Origin of the sequence: Streptomyces sp. NBC_01224 (assembly GCF_036002945.1) — a bacterium.
Taxonomy (GTDB): domain Bacteria; phylum Actinomycetota; class Actinomycetes; order Streptomycetales; family Streptomycetaceae; genus Streptomyces.
Window position 1 is genome coordinate 4,504,417 of the sequence record NZ_CP108529.1, and the last position, 13,343, is coordinate 4,517,759.

10 protein-coding genes and 2 tRNA genes are annotated in these 13,343 nt (G+C 71.5%); 2 read left to right on the top strand and 10 right to left on the bottom strand.

Features of this window, described 5'->3' with window-relative positions; translation table 11 throughout:
* From OG609_RS20005 to OG609_RS20025, 5 genes are all read right to left on the bottom strand, one after another.
* Entirely contained in the window at positions 1-738 is a 738-nt protein-coding gene (locus tag OG609_RS20005; RefSeq protein WP_327274057.1) for a response regulator transcription factor, read from the bottom strand.
* A gap of 80 nt (positions 739-818) precedes the next feature.
* The gene (locus OG609_RS20010) at positions 819-1,697 is read right to left on the bottom strand and encodes an amidohydrolase family protein (RefSeq protein ID WP_327274058.1); all 879 of its coding nucleotides are present in this window, start codon (positions 1,695-1,697) and stop codon (positions 819-821) included.
* A gap of 34 nt (positions 1,698-1,731) precedes the next feature.
* Entirely contained in the window at positions 1,732-2,613 is an 882-nt protein-coding gene (locus OG609_RS20015; RefSeq protein WP_327274059.1) for a DUF2797 domain-containing protein, read from the bottom strand.
* A gap of 79 nt (positions 2,614-2,692) precedes the next feature.
* Positions 2,693-2,765 (bottom strand) — tRNA-Arg (locus tag OG609_RS20020).
* A 248-nt stretch (positions 2,766-3,013) separates the two neighbouring features.
* Positions 3,014-3,104, bottom strand: a tRNA-Ser gene (locus OG609_RS20025).
* Positions 3,105-3,343: 239 nt separating this feature from the next.
* Here OG609_RS20025 and OG609_RS20030 point away from each other — a divergent pair.
* Both OG609_RS20030 and OG609_RS20035 read left to right on the top strand, forming a co-directional pair.
* Entirely contained in the window at positions 3,344-3,796 is a 453-nt protein-coding gene (locus OG609_RS20030; protein ID WP_327274060.1) for an SSI family serine proteinase inhibitor, read from the top strand.
* Between the two features lie 215 nt (positions 3,797-4,011).
* Positions 4,012-8,043 (top strand): PAS domain-containing protein, encoded by a 4,032-nt coding sequence (locus tag OG609_RS20035; protein ID WP_327274061.1) that lies wholly within the window; start codon positions 4,012-4,014, stop codon positions 8,041-8,043.
* A 120-nt stretch (positions 8,044-8,163) separates the two neighbouring features.
* On the opposite strand, the gene OG609_RS20040 is transcribed toward OG609_RS20035, so the two are convergent.
* The 5 genes from OG609_RS20040 to OG609_RS20060 all read right to left on the bottom strand — a co-directional run bounded on the left by OG609_RS20040 (position 8,164) and on the right by OG609_RS20060 (position 13,343).
* Entirely contained in the window at positions 8,164-9,813 is a 1,650-nt protein-coding gene (locus OG609_RS20040; protein ID WP_327274062.1) for a long-chain fatty acid--CoA ligase, read from the bottom strand.
* 145 nt (positions 9,814-9,958) lie between these two features.
* On the bottom strand, positions 9,959-10,564 hold the full coding sequence (locus OG609_RS20045) for a SigE family RNA polymerase sigma factor (RefSeq protein ID WP_327274063.1): 606 nt from the start codon (positions 10,562-10,564) through the stop codon (positions 9,959-9,961).
* Positions 10,565-10,753: 189 nt separating this feature from the next.
* A complete protein-coding gene (locus OG609_RS20050; RefSeq protein WP_327274064.1) occupies positions 10,754-11,920 on the bottom strand; it encodes a lipid-transfer protein in 1,167 nt (388 codons plus the stop codon).
* A complete protein-coding gene (locus OG609_RS20055) occupies positions 11,917-12,312 on the bottom strand; it encodes a MaoC family dehydratase (RefSeq protein WP_327274065.1) in 396 nt (131 codons plus the stop codon). Before OG609_RS20055 ends, OG609_RS20050 begins: the two co-directional genes overlap by 4 nt.
* Positions 12,309-13,343 (bottom strand): acyl-CoA dehydrogenase family protein, encoded by a 1,035-nt coding sequence (locus OG609_RS20060; RefSeq protein ID WP_327274066.1) that lies wholly within the window; start codon positions 13,341-13,343, stop codon positions 12,309-12,311. The genes OG609_RS20055 and OG609_RS20060 overlap by 4 nt, the downstream gene beginning before the upstream one ends.

A 13,343-nucleotide genomic window follows, 5' to 3' on the forward strand; every position in this document is an offset into this window, starting at 1 on the left:
CTACTCACCGGGCTTGATGAGGTATCCCGCCCCGCGCCGGGTGTGGATCATCGGCGACCGCCCGGCGTCGATCTTCTTGCGCAGATACGAGATGTACAGCTCGACGACGTTCGCCTGCCCGCCGAAGTCGTAGTTCCACACCCGGTCCAGGATCTGCGCCTTGCTCAGCACCCGCCGCGGATTGCGCATCAGGAAGCGCAGCAGCTCGAACTCGGTCGCCGTGAGGTGGATGGACGTTTCGCCCCGGCTCACCTCATGGCTGTCCTCGTCGAGCATCAGATCGCCGACGACGAGCGTCGACTCGCTGCGTACGGCCGCCGTGCCGGACCGCCGGATCAGCCCGCGCAGCCGCGCCACGACCTCCTCCAGGCTGAACGGCTTGGTGACGTAGTCGTCGCCGCCCGCCGTGAGCCCGGCGATCCGGTCCTCCACCGCGTCGCGCGCGGTCAGGAACAGCACGGGGACCTCGGAGAGCTCCCGCCTCAGTCTGCCGAGTACGGCGAACCCGTCCGTGTCGGGCAGCATCACATCGAGGATCACCGCATCGGGCCGGAAGTCGCGCGCCATCCGCACGGCACCGGCACCGTCCCCGGCGCTGCGCACCTCCCAGCCCTCGTAACGCAGGGCCATGGAGAGCAGCTCGGCGAGCGGAGCCTCGTCGTCCACCACCAGCACACGGACGGGGCTGCGGTCCGCCCTGCGCAGTTCGGTACGCCCCTGGGGCGAGGTCGTCGTCATGCCTCAACCCTGTGAGGCTCCTCTGAGAGGGCCCTTTCCCGATTCTGTGAATTCCCTGAGAAAGCGGCCCTCATGGGCCGTCAGTCCACGGTGAACAACACGCTCGCGTTCCCGTGGCAGACCGCGCGCAGCCAGTCGTCCCCCAGCTCCAGCCGTTCCAGAGCGTGCAGCTGATGCGCGTACGGATACGGGATGTTCGGGAAGTCCGTCCCCAGCAGGATCCGGTCCCCGAGCGCCGCGAGCCGCCCCCGCTCTGCCACCGGGAACGGCGTGAAGTCCTCCGTGAAGTCCGTGAACGCCATCGTCGTATCGAGCCGTACCTCCGGGTACGTCTCCGCCAGCGTCAGGAACTCCGTGTACTCCGGCATCCCCATGTGCGCCACGATCAGCCGCAGCCGCGGATGCCGGGCGAGCAGCCGGCCGACCGGTTCGGGTCCCGTGTACTTGCCGGGCGCCGGCCCGGAGCCGCAGTGCATCACCACCGGAACCCCGGCCTCCGCGAGCAGCCCCCACACCGGCTCCAGCAGCAGGTCGTTGGCGTCGTACGCGCCGACCTGAAGGTGCGACTTGAAGACCCGAGCCCCCGCCTCCACGGCCTCTCGTACGTACCGCTCCACGCCCTCCTCCGGGAAGAACGTCGCGGTGTGCAGACAGTCCGGCACCCGGCGCGCGAAGTCGGCCGCCCAGCCGTTCAGCCAGGCCGCCATGTCGGTCTTGTGCGGGTAGAGCATCGAGGTGAACCGGAGCACTCCGAACGAGCGCAGCAGCGCGAGGCGTTCGTCCTCGTCGTGCCGGTATTCGATCGGCCACTCCATCCCGGTCAGCGGCCCCGCGGAGTCGAAGTACGCCCAGACCTTGCGGAGCACCCGCTCCGGCATGAAGTGCGTATGGACATCGATGATCCCGGGCAGCCCCAGCCGTTCCCAGAACCGCACGACGTCGTCGGCGTCACCACTCATTGCACACCCCTTTCACCGTCCGGCCCCGACGATCTCAGAACAGCCCGCCCTGGACGCCACCACCCCCGATGTCGGCCACCGGCACGCCCACCCCTGCCCGCGCGTCGGCGCCCGTCAGCTCCCACCCGGTCATCAGCCGGGTGTCGAGCACCACGACCCCGTCCTTCACCGTCTCCAGATGCAGATCGGGCCCCGCCGCCGCCACCAGCCGCCCCGCGACCACGCCCCCGTCGACCAGCTCGGTGACCGCCCACGCCACCTCGACCGCGCCGTCAAGACCGAACAGCCCGGCATGATCGACCGCCTCGAAGGGCAACCGCTCCAGCGACTGCGGCCACCCGGCCCCCTCCAGCGCCGCGGCCCGCCCGTAGAGCTGCGCCACCTCGGCCCGCCGCTCCGCCACCCCCGGCAGCACCGCGCGCACGGCCCGTTTCCTGGCGTACGGAATCCGGTCCGGCACCCCGAGCGCCGACCGCAGCAGTTCCTCGGTCCGCCGCGCCGCCATCAACGGCCCCCGCCCCAGCCAGCTGAACACCACGGCCCCCTGCTCCCGCAGCCGCGCCGCCTCCCGCTCCTCGGCGGTGATCCCGACCTTCACCATCCCCGGCCCGAACCAGGCGAGATACACGCGGTACGTCCGGGGGTCATCGGCGATCGTGTCAGCGGCCACCGAGTGCGCCCGGTCCAGCCGCGCGCACTCAGGACACCGTGCCCCCGCGCTGCGCCCCGACACCACGGCCTTCACCGGACACGCATTCCCTCGCGCCCCGACGCAGCATCGCTCCCCCACGGCCCGGAAGCCGAGCTCCGTCCCGTAGGACAGCACACTCACCCGAACGGCCCCGCCCCGACGCCACCCCAGCACGGGCGACCCCTGCGCGTTGGGCCATCGCAGCCCGGTGCACTGCCACCCCATGTACGAACTCCCGGATTCCGATTCAGGCGGAGGGAATGCCAAGAGGCCCCCGGATGAATCCGGGGGCCTCTTGGGACTGTGCACTCGGCAGGATTCGAACCTGCAACCTTCTGATCCGTAGTCAGATGCTCTATCCGTTAAGCTACGAGTGCTTAGCGTTCCGGGCTTTTCTGCCTGGTCGGCGTTGCGGGAACAACATTACATGACCTGCGCCGTAGCGCGAAATCCTTTAGCCACACCACCTCTGACCTGCGAAAACACCCCGTTTGGGGCTGCCGTGGGCGACTGTCCGACCAGACACCCGAGCGGGCCGCGGGCCACCACGGGGCCGTATCCGGACCGCCCGGGTCCGGATACGACCGAAGCCCCGTGTCGGCGACACGGGGCTTCGGTGATGAAGCGGAGGCGGAGGGATTTGAACCCTCGATGGGCTTTAAGACCCAAACCGCATTAGCAGTGCGGCGCCATAGACCGGACTAGGCGACGCCTCCAGCACACCCCGCGCGAGCGCGAGTGGTGCGTGCAGATGATGACACAGCTGAGCACTGCCTCACCAATCGCTGCCTACGGTACTAGGCAGTCGGGCACGAGGGCAAAGCGACTGCGGTTGCGCAACGCCGTGGCGTGCGGAGCGTTAGTGAGATGAGGGAGGCGCCGCCTTCCCGTTCTTCCCATCGTTCCAACCACTGTCCCGTCCCTCTCGTCGAAGTGCACGAGCACAGGAGCCCGCATGTTGCGTCGCCTCGCCCTCACCGTCGTCGTGTCTCTCGCCGCGCTGTCCGCCGCCGCGCCGGGTGCGACCGCGGCCACCGCCCCCCTCCCGCTGCCGCTGCCCCTGCTGCACGCCGACGACGCCCGTACCCGATTGATGGTGACGGTCTCGGGCACGGGAGATCCTGCGGCCGAGGGCGTCTTCGAGCTGAAGTGCGGGCCGGCGGGCGGCAGCCACCCGGCGGCGCAGCAGGCCTGCGACCGGCTGGACGAGCTGGCCGCCGAGGGCGCGGACCCGTTCGCCCCGGTGCCCGGGGACGCGATGTGCACCCAGCAGTTCGGGGGTCCGGCCACCGCCCGGGTCACCGGGACCTGGCGGGGCAGGAGCATCGACACGGCCTTCGAACGGACCAACGGCTGCGCGATTTCGCGCTGGAACGGGCTGCGGCCGGTGCTCCCCAACGTCCGATGAGCAGGGGTCCACATCCCTGCCCACGGCATATCGAACGTCACGTGACGGGCTGGAGTCGTACACCGTATGCACAGAACCTTGGTGAGAGCTCCCCCTCATCCGCCGCCCCACGCCCCTTCCCTGCCTTTAGACTCCTTCCGTGACAGCCTGCGGCCCGAGGGGCAAGATGGGGCCCGCTGTCGGCAAGGTGCGGTAATCAGGGAGGAAGCGTCGTCGTGAGCAGCAGGCCATCCCGAGGCACTGCTCGCCTCGCAGCCATACTCGATGCACTCCCTGACGGGCTGCTGCTCGTCAACTGCAACGGCACGGTCGTCAACGCCAACACCATCGCGCTGGAAATGTTCGAGACGCCGGGCACCGCGCTCGTCGGGCGCGGGCTCCTCGACCTGCTGCCGGAGTTCGACTCCAAGCTGATTCCGGGGTCGATGCGCCGGCCCGAGTCCGCCGACGACCGCGGCCGTACGAAGCCGACGCGGATGACCGCACGGCGGACCGACGGCAACGAGTACCCGGTCGAGGTCACCAGCGCCAGCCTGGAGGACGGACAGGCCGCGTACAACGACTTCCAGAGCAGTTACAGCGGCAGCTACACGGGTGACGAGCTTCTGATGCTCGTCGTACGGGATCTGTCGGGCACCGTCGACACCGAGGCCGAACTGGCCCGTTCGCAGCGGCAGACCGAGATGATCCTGCGAGCCGCGGCCGAGGGCGTCGTCGGCACGGACACGGACGGCCGGGTCGTCCTGGTCAACCCCGCCGCCGCGCAGATCCTCGGCTTCCGCGCCAGCGATCTGGGTGGCCAGGAACTGCATCCGCTGATCCTGCACTCGCGGGCGGAGGGTGAGTCGTTCCCGTACGAGGAGTCGCCGCTCGCCGACACCCTCAGGTCCGGCCGCAAGCACCGGGTGCGCGGGCAGGTCCTGTGGTCCAAGAGCGGTGCGCAGGTGCCGGTCGACCTGACCACGGCGCCGGTCCGGGACGGGGACCAGCTGGTCGGTGCGGTCATGACGTTCACCGACCGCAGGCCGTACGAGGAGCTCAGCGAGCAGCACAAGGCCGAGGTCGCCGAACTGACCGCGGGCCACACCGCGGAGGTCACCGGACTGACGGAACGGCACAGCGCGGAGCTGGCCGACCGGGCCGAGCGGTACACGGCCGAACTGGAAGCGCAGGCCGAACAGCTGGCGGCGCTCACCGCCCGGCACACCCAGCTCACCGCCGTACTCGGCGAGTCGCTCCGCGGGCCGCTGGAGGAGCTGCGCGGCGAACTCTCCACGCTCGCCGCCGACCCGGCCGGCCAGCTGTGGCCGGAGGCCAACCAGATCCTCCACCACCTGGCCGCGGGCTACGCCCGGATGACGACGCTCGTCGACAATGTGCTCGGCTACCAGCGCCTGGACGCCGGCTCGGAGGAGCTGGTCAAGGCGAACGTGCTGCTCGACTCGGTCGTGACGGCCGGTATCGACGCGGCCGTCGAGCTGATCGGTCCCGGGCGCGCCCAGTTCGCGGTGCACGCGCCCCCGATCGAGGCCGAGGTGGACGCGGCCCGGCTGGTGACCGCGCTCGCCCATCTGGTCGCGGATGTCGCCGGGGTCGACTCGACCGGCAAGGCCCGCGTGGTGCCGGGCGGTGGCTACGTCGACTCGACGGTCGTCGTCGCGGCGGCGCAGCGCGGTGACGTCGTACGGGTCGAGGTGCGCGGGCCGTTCGCCGGGGGAGACCCGGTGCATGAGCCGATCGTGCGCGGGATCGTACGGGCGCACGGCGGCGTGCTCCAGACGCACGAGGTGCCGGGGATGAGCGGCAGCGCGTACGTGCTCGAAGTGCCGTTGGGCGCGGGCTCGGGAACGGTGATGCCACCGGCGCCCGAGCCGGAGCCCGAACCCGCGCCGGAGCCGATGGCCGGTCAGGCCGCTCCGGGCGGCGGGCGGCGACGGGCGCGGCGGGCGTCCACGGACGCGTTCCTGGAAAGCCCTGTGGGCGGCTCCGAGGGGTCCGGGGACGGAGACACCGCGGCGGCCGAGCCGACGGGGCGGCGACGGGCACGTCGTGAGCCCGCGGCACAGGGCTCACAGGAGACGCAGGGTGCGCAGAGCGCGCACAGCCCGCACGAGATCATTCCGGCCCAGCAGAGCGAGGGGTCGGGGCGCAGGCGTGGGCGGCCGAGTCCGGCCGAGACCGGTGCTCAGCATTCACTTCCGGCTCAGCTGTCCCAGTTGCCCGAGCAGGCGCAGGGACAGGGACAGAGGCCTGGGCAGCCTGCTGTCGAGCAGCAGGGGCCGGGGCAGGCATTGGCGCTGCCCGCGGCCCCGGCACCGTCCGAGGGGGCGGTGGTGACGGCGGCCGAGGGCGCGCAGGGTGGCGGTGGCCGTCCGCAGCGTGGGCAGACCGTGCCTCCGCAGGGCGTTCCGGCCGAGACGCCGATGCCGGTGCCTGCGGGTGGCCACCGGGCGCGCCAGGGCGGCGAGAACCAGCTGGCCCTGCCGTCTTCCGCTTCCGCTTCCGCTCCTGCCGCCGAAGGCTTCCCGCAGGCCGGTGACGGTTCGGCGTCGGCGCCTCAGCCGACCGGGCGGCGAGCGCGACGGGCGTTGGCGGCCGTGCAGGAGCGTTCCGCTCAGGCCGAGCCGACCGGGCCTCGTACCGCGTTCGCGCTCCCGCCCGCGGATGCCGACCGGACCCCGCCCGCGGCCGTCGACGCCGACGCCTCGCTGCCCGGACGCCACGACGCCGTACGCCTCGCGCCGGACGACAGCCACACACCGCCCCAGGCGCACTCCGCAGCGAGCGGGCAGCGCCGGGCGCGTCGCGCCGACGCTCCCCAGCAGGCCGGACCGGCCGTCGGGCAGCCTGCGGAGCAGCAGCCCGTGCAGTCCGGCGGCTGGGCGGAGAACGGTTCCTCGGGGCAGGGACCGGCCGCGCCGACCACGCCCGGCGAGCAGGCCGACGACCGGGTCGACGGCCACCCCGGCGATCACCCCGGCAGCCGGTCCGGCGGAGAGCCGGAACGGCCCGCGGCCGGCCACACCACGCACACCACCGGCACCACAGCCGTCGCAGGCACCACCGACGCCACCGGCATCGCGGAGAGCCGTCCGCGGGACATCGCGCCCGTGGCGGACGCGCGCAGGCAGCCGCTGCCCGCGGAGGCACCGATGCCCGGCGGCTCGTCGGACTCGACGCAGGGACGCGCGTTCAGCGTGCGGACGCTCGGGCAGGGTGTGCCGTTCGCCCAGCACATCGCGCACCAGCAGAACCAGACGCTCGGCGGTGCCGGCCGACGCCGTAAGCTCGCCGCCCCGCCGGAGGGCGAGCGCACCCCGCAGTCCGCGCCGTCCCAGTCCGCCGCCGCGCAGGGCCAGGGCCCGGGTTCGGGGCAGTTGCTCTCCGCTCCCGAGGCCGAGGGACGCGCGTACGCCATAGGGGCACCCGACGAGGGGGCCGAGGGGCCGGAGCCGCTGGATGGTCCGGGTGGCGCGGTCGAGGTCGCCAACCGCCCGTCGCCGCAGCCGGTCGACGACGAACTGCCCCCGGAGCCGCTGGACAACCCGCGTCGGCTGCTCGTCTGGCCCGCGCCCGATGTCTCCACCCAGCAGGCACTGAGCGACCGCGGCTACCGGCCGGTGATCGTGCACTCGCGCGAGGAGGTCGACGCCCAGATCGCGGCGTTCCCCGCCGCGCTCTTCGTCGACCCGCTCACCGGTCCCATCACCCGCAAGGCGCTGCAGTCGCTGCGTCAGGCGGCGGTGGCGGCCGAGGTCCCGGTGCTGGTGACGGCCGGTCTGGGGCAGGCCTCGCGGGAGGCCGCATACGGTGCCGACCCGGCCGTGCTCCTCAAGGCGCTCGCTCCGCGCGACAGCGAACAGCATCCGCCGCGCGTGCTGTTGATCGAGGAGCACGAGGAGATCGCGCTGGCGCTGACGGAGACGTTGGAACGCCGCGGCATGCAGGTCGCGCGGGCCTCCACCGACAACGAGGCGGTGGCGCTCGCCACCCGGATGCGGCCCAACCTGGTGGTGATGGACCTGATGCAGGTACGCCGCCGCCGGGCCGGGATCGTCGACTGGCTGCGTGCCAACGGCCAGTTGAACCGAACCCCGCTGGTCGTCTACACCTCCGCCGACATGACCGGGTCGGAACTGCCGAAGCTCAGCTCGGGCGAGGCCGTCCTCTTCCTGGCCGAGCGCTCCACCAGCGACGAGGTGCAGTCGCGCATCGTCGACCTGCTCGCGAAGATCGGCACGAACTGACGCGTACGGACACGCGATGCGGACACGGGCGCGAACGGCCGGGCGGACGCCCGGAGATGGCGACGAGGGCGGTACGGGAGATCCCGTACCGCCCTCGTCGTGCTCCCCGACCGGGCCGGGTCAGAGCCGGGTGATGTCCAGCTCGCCCTCCGCGTACTGCTTGCGGATCACCTTTTTGTCGAACTTGCCGACGCTCGTCTTCGGCACCGCCGGAATGATCGTCCAGCGCTCCGGCAGCTGCCACTTGGCGATGCCGGACTCGGCGAGGAAGTTCCTCAGCACCTCGTACTCGGTGGTGGCACCGTCCTTGAGGACGACGGTCGCGAGCGGACGCTCGCCCCACTTCTCGTCCGGGACGGCGACGACCGCCGCCTCGGCCACATCCGGGTGCGCCATGAGCGCGTTCTCCAGCTCGACGCTGGAGATCCATTCGCCGCCGGACTTGATGACGTCCTTGGCCCGGTCGGTAAGGGTGAGGAAGCCGTCCTCGCTGATCACGCCGACGTCACCGGTCTTCAGCCAGCCGTCCTCGCTGAACTTGTCCTCGGGGCGCAGGGCCTCGCCGTCCGCGCCCCCGTAATAGGCGCCGGCGATCCAGGGGCCGCGCACCTCCAGCTCACCGGCCGACTCGTTGTCCCACGGCAGATGCTCGCCGCCGGGGCCGACCAGGCGCGCCTCGACGCCGGCCGGGAAGCGGCCCTGGGTGACGCGGTAGGGCCACTCCTGCTCCTCGGTCAGCCCGGCGGGCGGGTTGGCCATGGTGCCGAGCGGCGAGGTCTCCGTCATGCCCCAGGCGTGGCAGAGGCGGACGCCCAGCTTGTCGTACGCCTCCATGAGGGAGGGCGGACAGGCTGCGCCGCCGATGGTGACGCGGGCCATGGAGGTGAGATCGCGCGGGTTGGCGGTGACTTCGGCAAGCAGCCCCTGCCAGATGGTGGGGACAGCGGCGGCATGGGTCGGCTTCTCGCGATCGATCATGTCGGCGAGCGGGGCGGGCTGCAGGAACCGGTCCGGCATGAGCATGTTGACGCCGGACATGAACGTGGCGTGCGGCAGACCCCATGCGTTCACATGGAACTGGGGGACGACCACCAGCGTGGTGTCCTTGTCGGTCAGGCCCATCGACTCGCCCATGTTGACCTGCATGGAGTGCAGGTAGATGGAGCGGTGGGAGTAGACGACGCCCTTGGGGTCACCGGTGGTGCCGGAGGTGTAGCACATGGCGGCGGCCTGGCGTTCGTCGAGCTCGGGCCAGTCGTAGCTGGTCGGGCGGCCGGCGATCAGCTCCTCGTACTCGTGCACCCGGGGCGTCGCGCCGTCGAGGACGGAACGGTCTCCTGGCCCCGTGACGATCACATGCTCGATCGACGTCAGATGGGGCAGGAGTGGCGCGAGCAGCGGCAGCAGGGAGCCGTTGACGATGACTACCTTGTCGTCGGCGTGCTCGACGATCCAGATCAGCTGCTCGGCGGGGAGCCGGAGGTTGAGCGTGTGGAGGACCGCGCCCATCGAAGGGATCGCGAGATACGCCTCGACGTGCTCGGCGTTGTTCCACATGAGGGTGCTCACCCGCTGGTCGCCCTCGACACCGAGCTCGTCGCGCAACGCGTTCGCGAGCTGCGTGGCCCGCCGGCCTATCTCGGCAAAGCTGCGCCGCTGCGGCTCGGGCTCACCGGTCCAGGTCGTGACCTGGGACTTCCCGTGAATGGTCATCCCGTGTTCGAGGATGCGGGTGACAGTCAGCGGTACGTCCTGCATGGTGCTCAGCACGGCGTCCTCCCGGTGGGCGCTACGCGGCAGTAAGGTTCCGCTGATTCTGCTCACATACCAGGCGGTATGTCACTAGTCCCGGGAGTACGAATCGGTGTCGTTCGGCAAAGTCGGCCCTGCCCGGCACGCTGCCGCACACCCGGGTTCACCGCACCGGAGCCAGCTCCGGGTCCTCCCTGAGCTTGCCGAGCGCCCGCGACACCGCGCTCTTCACCGTGCCGATGGACACCCCGAGCACCTCGGCCGTCTGGGCCTCGCTCAGGTCCTCGTAGTACCGCAGGACCACCATCGCCCGCTGGCGGTCCGGAAGCTTCAGCACGGCACGCCACATCGCGTCGTGGAGCGTCTGGCGCTCGGCGGGGTCGGGAGCCGGCGATGCCTCCTGCTCGGGCAGTTCCTCGCAGGCGAACTCGTCGACCTTGCGCTTGCGCCACTGCGAGGTCCGGGTGTTCAGCAGTGCCCGGCGGACATAGCCGTCGAGCGCCCGGTGGTCCTCGATCCGTTCCCAGGCGACATACGTCTTGGTGAGCGCGGTCTGCAGCAGATCCTCGGCATCGCTCGGGTTCGCGGTGAGCGAGCGCGCGGCACGCAGCAGTACGGGCCCCCGTGCCCGTACGAACGAGGAGAAAGACGGATACGGAGCGTGCGGAGCCCGTGAGGCGTACGGAGTGCGCGCGGCGTACGGACCGTGCGGGACGTGTCCGATGGTGGCAGCTCCCCCGGAGGTGCCCGTGCAGACTGGCGTGGTCATGGCTCCACGCTAGGAGCGGGCGCCGTCCCGGGGATCGGCCCCAGGTCCCGAAACCGCGTCCGCCTCAGGGTGTAGGGGTGGGGCCTGCTCCACCTCCTGTAGGTGGAGTCGTCGCCATCAGGGCTCAGGGTCGCCCCCGACGCCCTGCCCGGACCCGGACGGCACCCCACTCGGGCAGCTGACCCGCACTCAGTCGTCCGCGCCCAGGATCAGTCCCGAGGTGGGCACGCCGGTGCCTGCCGTGACCAGGGTCCTGGCCGCCCCGGACAGCTGGTTCACCGACGAGCCCCGGATCTGCCGGACCGCCTCCGCGATGCCGTTCATCCCGTGCAGATACGCCTCTCCCAGCTGGCCGCCGTGCGTGTTCAGAGGCAGCGCGTCGGCCGCGACGAAGTCGGCGGCCTCGCCCGGTGCGCAGAAGCCGAACTCCTCCAGCTGCATCAGGACGAACGGTGTGAAGTGGTCGTAGAGGATGCCCACATCGATGTCGGAGGGGGAGAGGCCGGAGTTCCGCCAGAGCTGCCGGGCGACCACCCCCATCTCCGGCAGGCCCGTCAGATCGTCGCGGTAGAAGCTGGTCATCTGCTCCTGCGCCCGCCCGGCCCCCTGGGCGGCGGCGACGATCACGGCGGGCGGTTGCGGCAGATCCCGGGCCCGCTCCGCGCTGGTGACGACGATCGCCTGGCCGCCGTCGGTCTCCTGACAGCAGTCGAGCAGCCGCAGGGGTTCGACGATCCACCGCGATGCGGCATGGTCGGCCAGGGTGATCGGCTTCCCGTAGAAGTACGCCGCGGGGTTCCGGGCGGCATGGCGGCGGTCGGTGACCGCGACATGGCCGAAGACATCCGGCGTCAGCCCGTAGGTGTGCAGATAGCGCTGGGCAGCCATGGCGACCCAGGAGGCCGGTGTGAGCAGCCCGAAGGGGAGGTTCCAGCCGAGTGCCGCGCCCTCCGCGGTGGGCTCCCGCTGCTGCACCCCGGAACCGAACCTGCGTCCGGAGCGTTCGTTGAACGCGCGGTAGCAGACCACGACGTCGGCCACTTTGCTCGCCACGGCCAGGGCCGCCTGCTGGACGGTGGCGCAGGCCGCCCCGCCCCCGTAGTGGACGCGGGAGAAGAACGACAGCTCCCCGATGCCGGCCGCCTGGGCGACGGTGATCTCGGGGCTGGTGTCCATGGTGAAGGTCACCAGGCCGTCGACATCGCCAGGGGTCAGCCCGGCGTCGTCGAGGGCGGCCCGCACCGCCTCGACGGCCAGTTTGAGTTCGCTGCGCCCGGAGTCCTTGGAGAACTCGGTCGCCCCGATCCCCACGACCGCCGCCCTGCCGCCGAGCGAGTCGGCCCTGCGCACGCTCATGCCACCGCCTCCGGAACGCTGATGGTCACCGTGCCGGTGACATGCCTGCCGAGACCGTTGGCTCCGACGACCGACACCTCGGCCGTCCCGTCGTCGCCGAGGGCGGTGACCGTGCCGCTCAGGACCATGGTGTCCCCCGGATAGTTGGGCACGCCCAGCCTGATGGCGACCTTGCGGAGCACTGCCGACGGACCGAAGCGGTCGGTGACGTATCTGCCGACCAGGCCGTTGGTCGTGAGGATGTTCATGAAGATGTCCGGGGAGCCCTTCTCCCGGGCGAGTTCCGCGTCATGGTGCACGTCCTGGTAGTCGCGGGAGGCGATGGCGCCCGCCACGATCAACGTGCGGGTCACCGCGATCTCCAGCGGCGCCAGCTCCTCACCGATCTTCACTCCGGTCCCTCCTTCACCAGCGACTGGCCGATCTCCTGCAGTACTTCGCTGCCGCATCCCAGATAGGCGTCGAGCTGACGGCCCCAGAGGAAGTGGCGGTGTACGGGATGGTCGAGGTCCGCGCCCGTTCCGCCGTGCAGATGCTGTCCGGCGTGCACCACCCGCTTTCCGGCCTCCGACGCCCACCAGGCGGCGGTCAGCGCCTGCGGTCCGTAAGGCAGTCCTGTGTCATGGCGCCAGGCCGCCTCGTACGCGGTGACGCGTATCGCCTCGGTGTCCATATGGGCGTCGGCGGCGCGCAGCAGCACCGCCTGTTTGGTGGAGAGCGGGCGCCCGAACTGCTCCCGCGTGTTCGTGTGGGCGACGGCCCTGGCCAGCGAGCCGGCGCACACCCCGGCCTGCAGCCCGGCGAACGCGGTCCGGCTCGCGGCCAGCACCGCCTCGTACGCCCCGACGCCACCGAGCCGCTCCCCGGGCGCCCCGTCCAGGACGAGCCGCGCCGCCGACCACGGTGCCGTGGTCTCCACCGGCTCCGTCGCCACACCCGGATCAGCGGTCCGTACGATCCACAGCCCCCGGTCCGAGTCCGCGACGAGGACGAGGCCCGCGTCCCGCAGCCACGGCACGTACGGCATGCTGCCGCTCAGCCGCCCCTCCCCGTCCGCCCGTATCCCACCGCGAGCCGGGAACGCCCCGGTGGCGACAGCCGTGCCGTCCCGCAGGGGAGGCAGCAGTCGCTCCCGCTGTTCGTCCGTGCCATGGCTGGTGACGGCGAGCAGCCCGTACACACAGCTCGCCGCGAACGGCACCTGCGCCGTCGTCCGGCCCTGCTCCTCCAGCAGGAGCACCAGGCCCAGCAGCCCGATCTCCTCCACGGCTGCGGTCAGTCCGGCCGCGCAGAGCTCCTTCCACAGCTCGGCGTCCGTCCCCGTGCCGGCTCCGGCCAGGCGCTCGTGCGTCGACAGATCCCCGAAGATCTGCGCCGCCAGCCCCTGTGCCGCGGTCTGCTCCTCGGTGGGTGCGAAGTCCAT

Excerpts from the sequence above, each read along its gene's own strand:
- OG609_RS20050 (WP_327274064.1), bottom strand. The coding sequence starts at position 11,920 with ATGAGCGTGCGCAGGGCCGACTCGCTCGGCGGCAGGGCGGCGGTCGTG.
- OG609_RS20005 (WP_327274057.1), bottom strand. The coding sequence starts at position 738 with ATGACGACGACCTCGCCCCAGGGGCGTACCGAACTGCGCAGGGCGGAC.
- OG609_RS20045 (WP_327274063.1), bottom strand. The coding sequence starts at position 10,564 with ATGACCACGCCAGTCTGCACGGGCACCTCCGGGGGAGCTGCCACCATC.
- OG609_RS20010 (WP_327274058.1), bottom strand. The coding sequence starts at position 1,697 with ATGAGTGGTGACGCCGACGACGTCGTGCGGTTCTGGGAACGGCTGGGG.
- OG609_RS20015 (WP_327274059.1), bottom strand. The coding sequence starts at position 2,613 with ATGGGGTGGCAGTGCACCGGGCTGCGATGGCCCAACGCGCAGGGGTCG.
- OG609_RS20060 (WP_327274066.1), bottom strand. The coding sequence starts at position 13,343 with ATGGACTTCGCACCCACCGAGGAGCAGACCGCGGCACAGGGGCTGGCG.
- OG609_RS20030 (WP_327274060.1), top strand. The coding sequence starts at position 3,344 with ATGTTGCGTCGCCTCGCCCTCACCGTCGTCGTGTCTCTCGCCGCGCTG.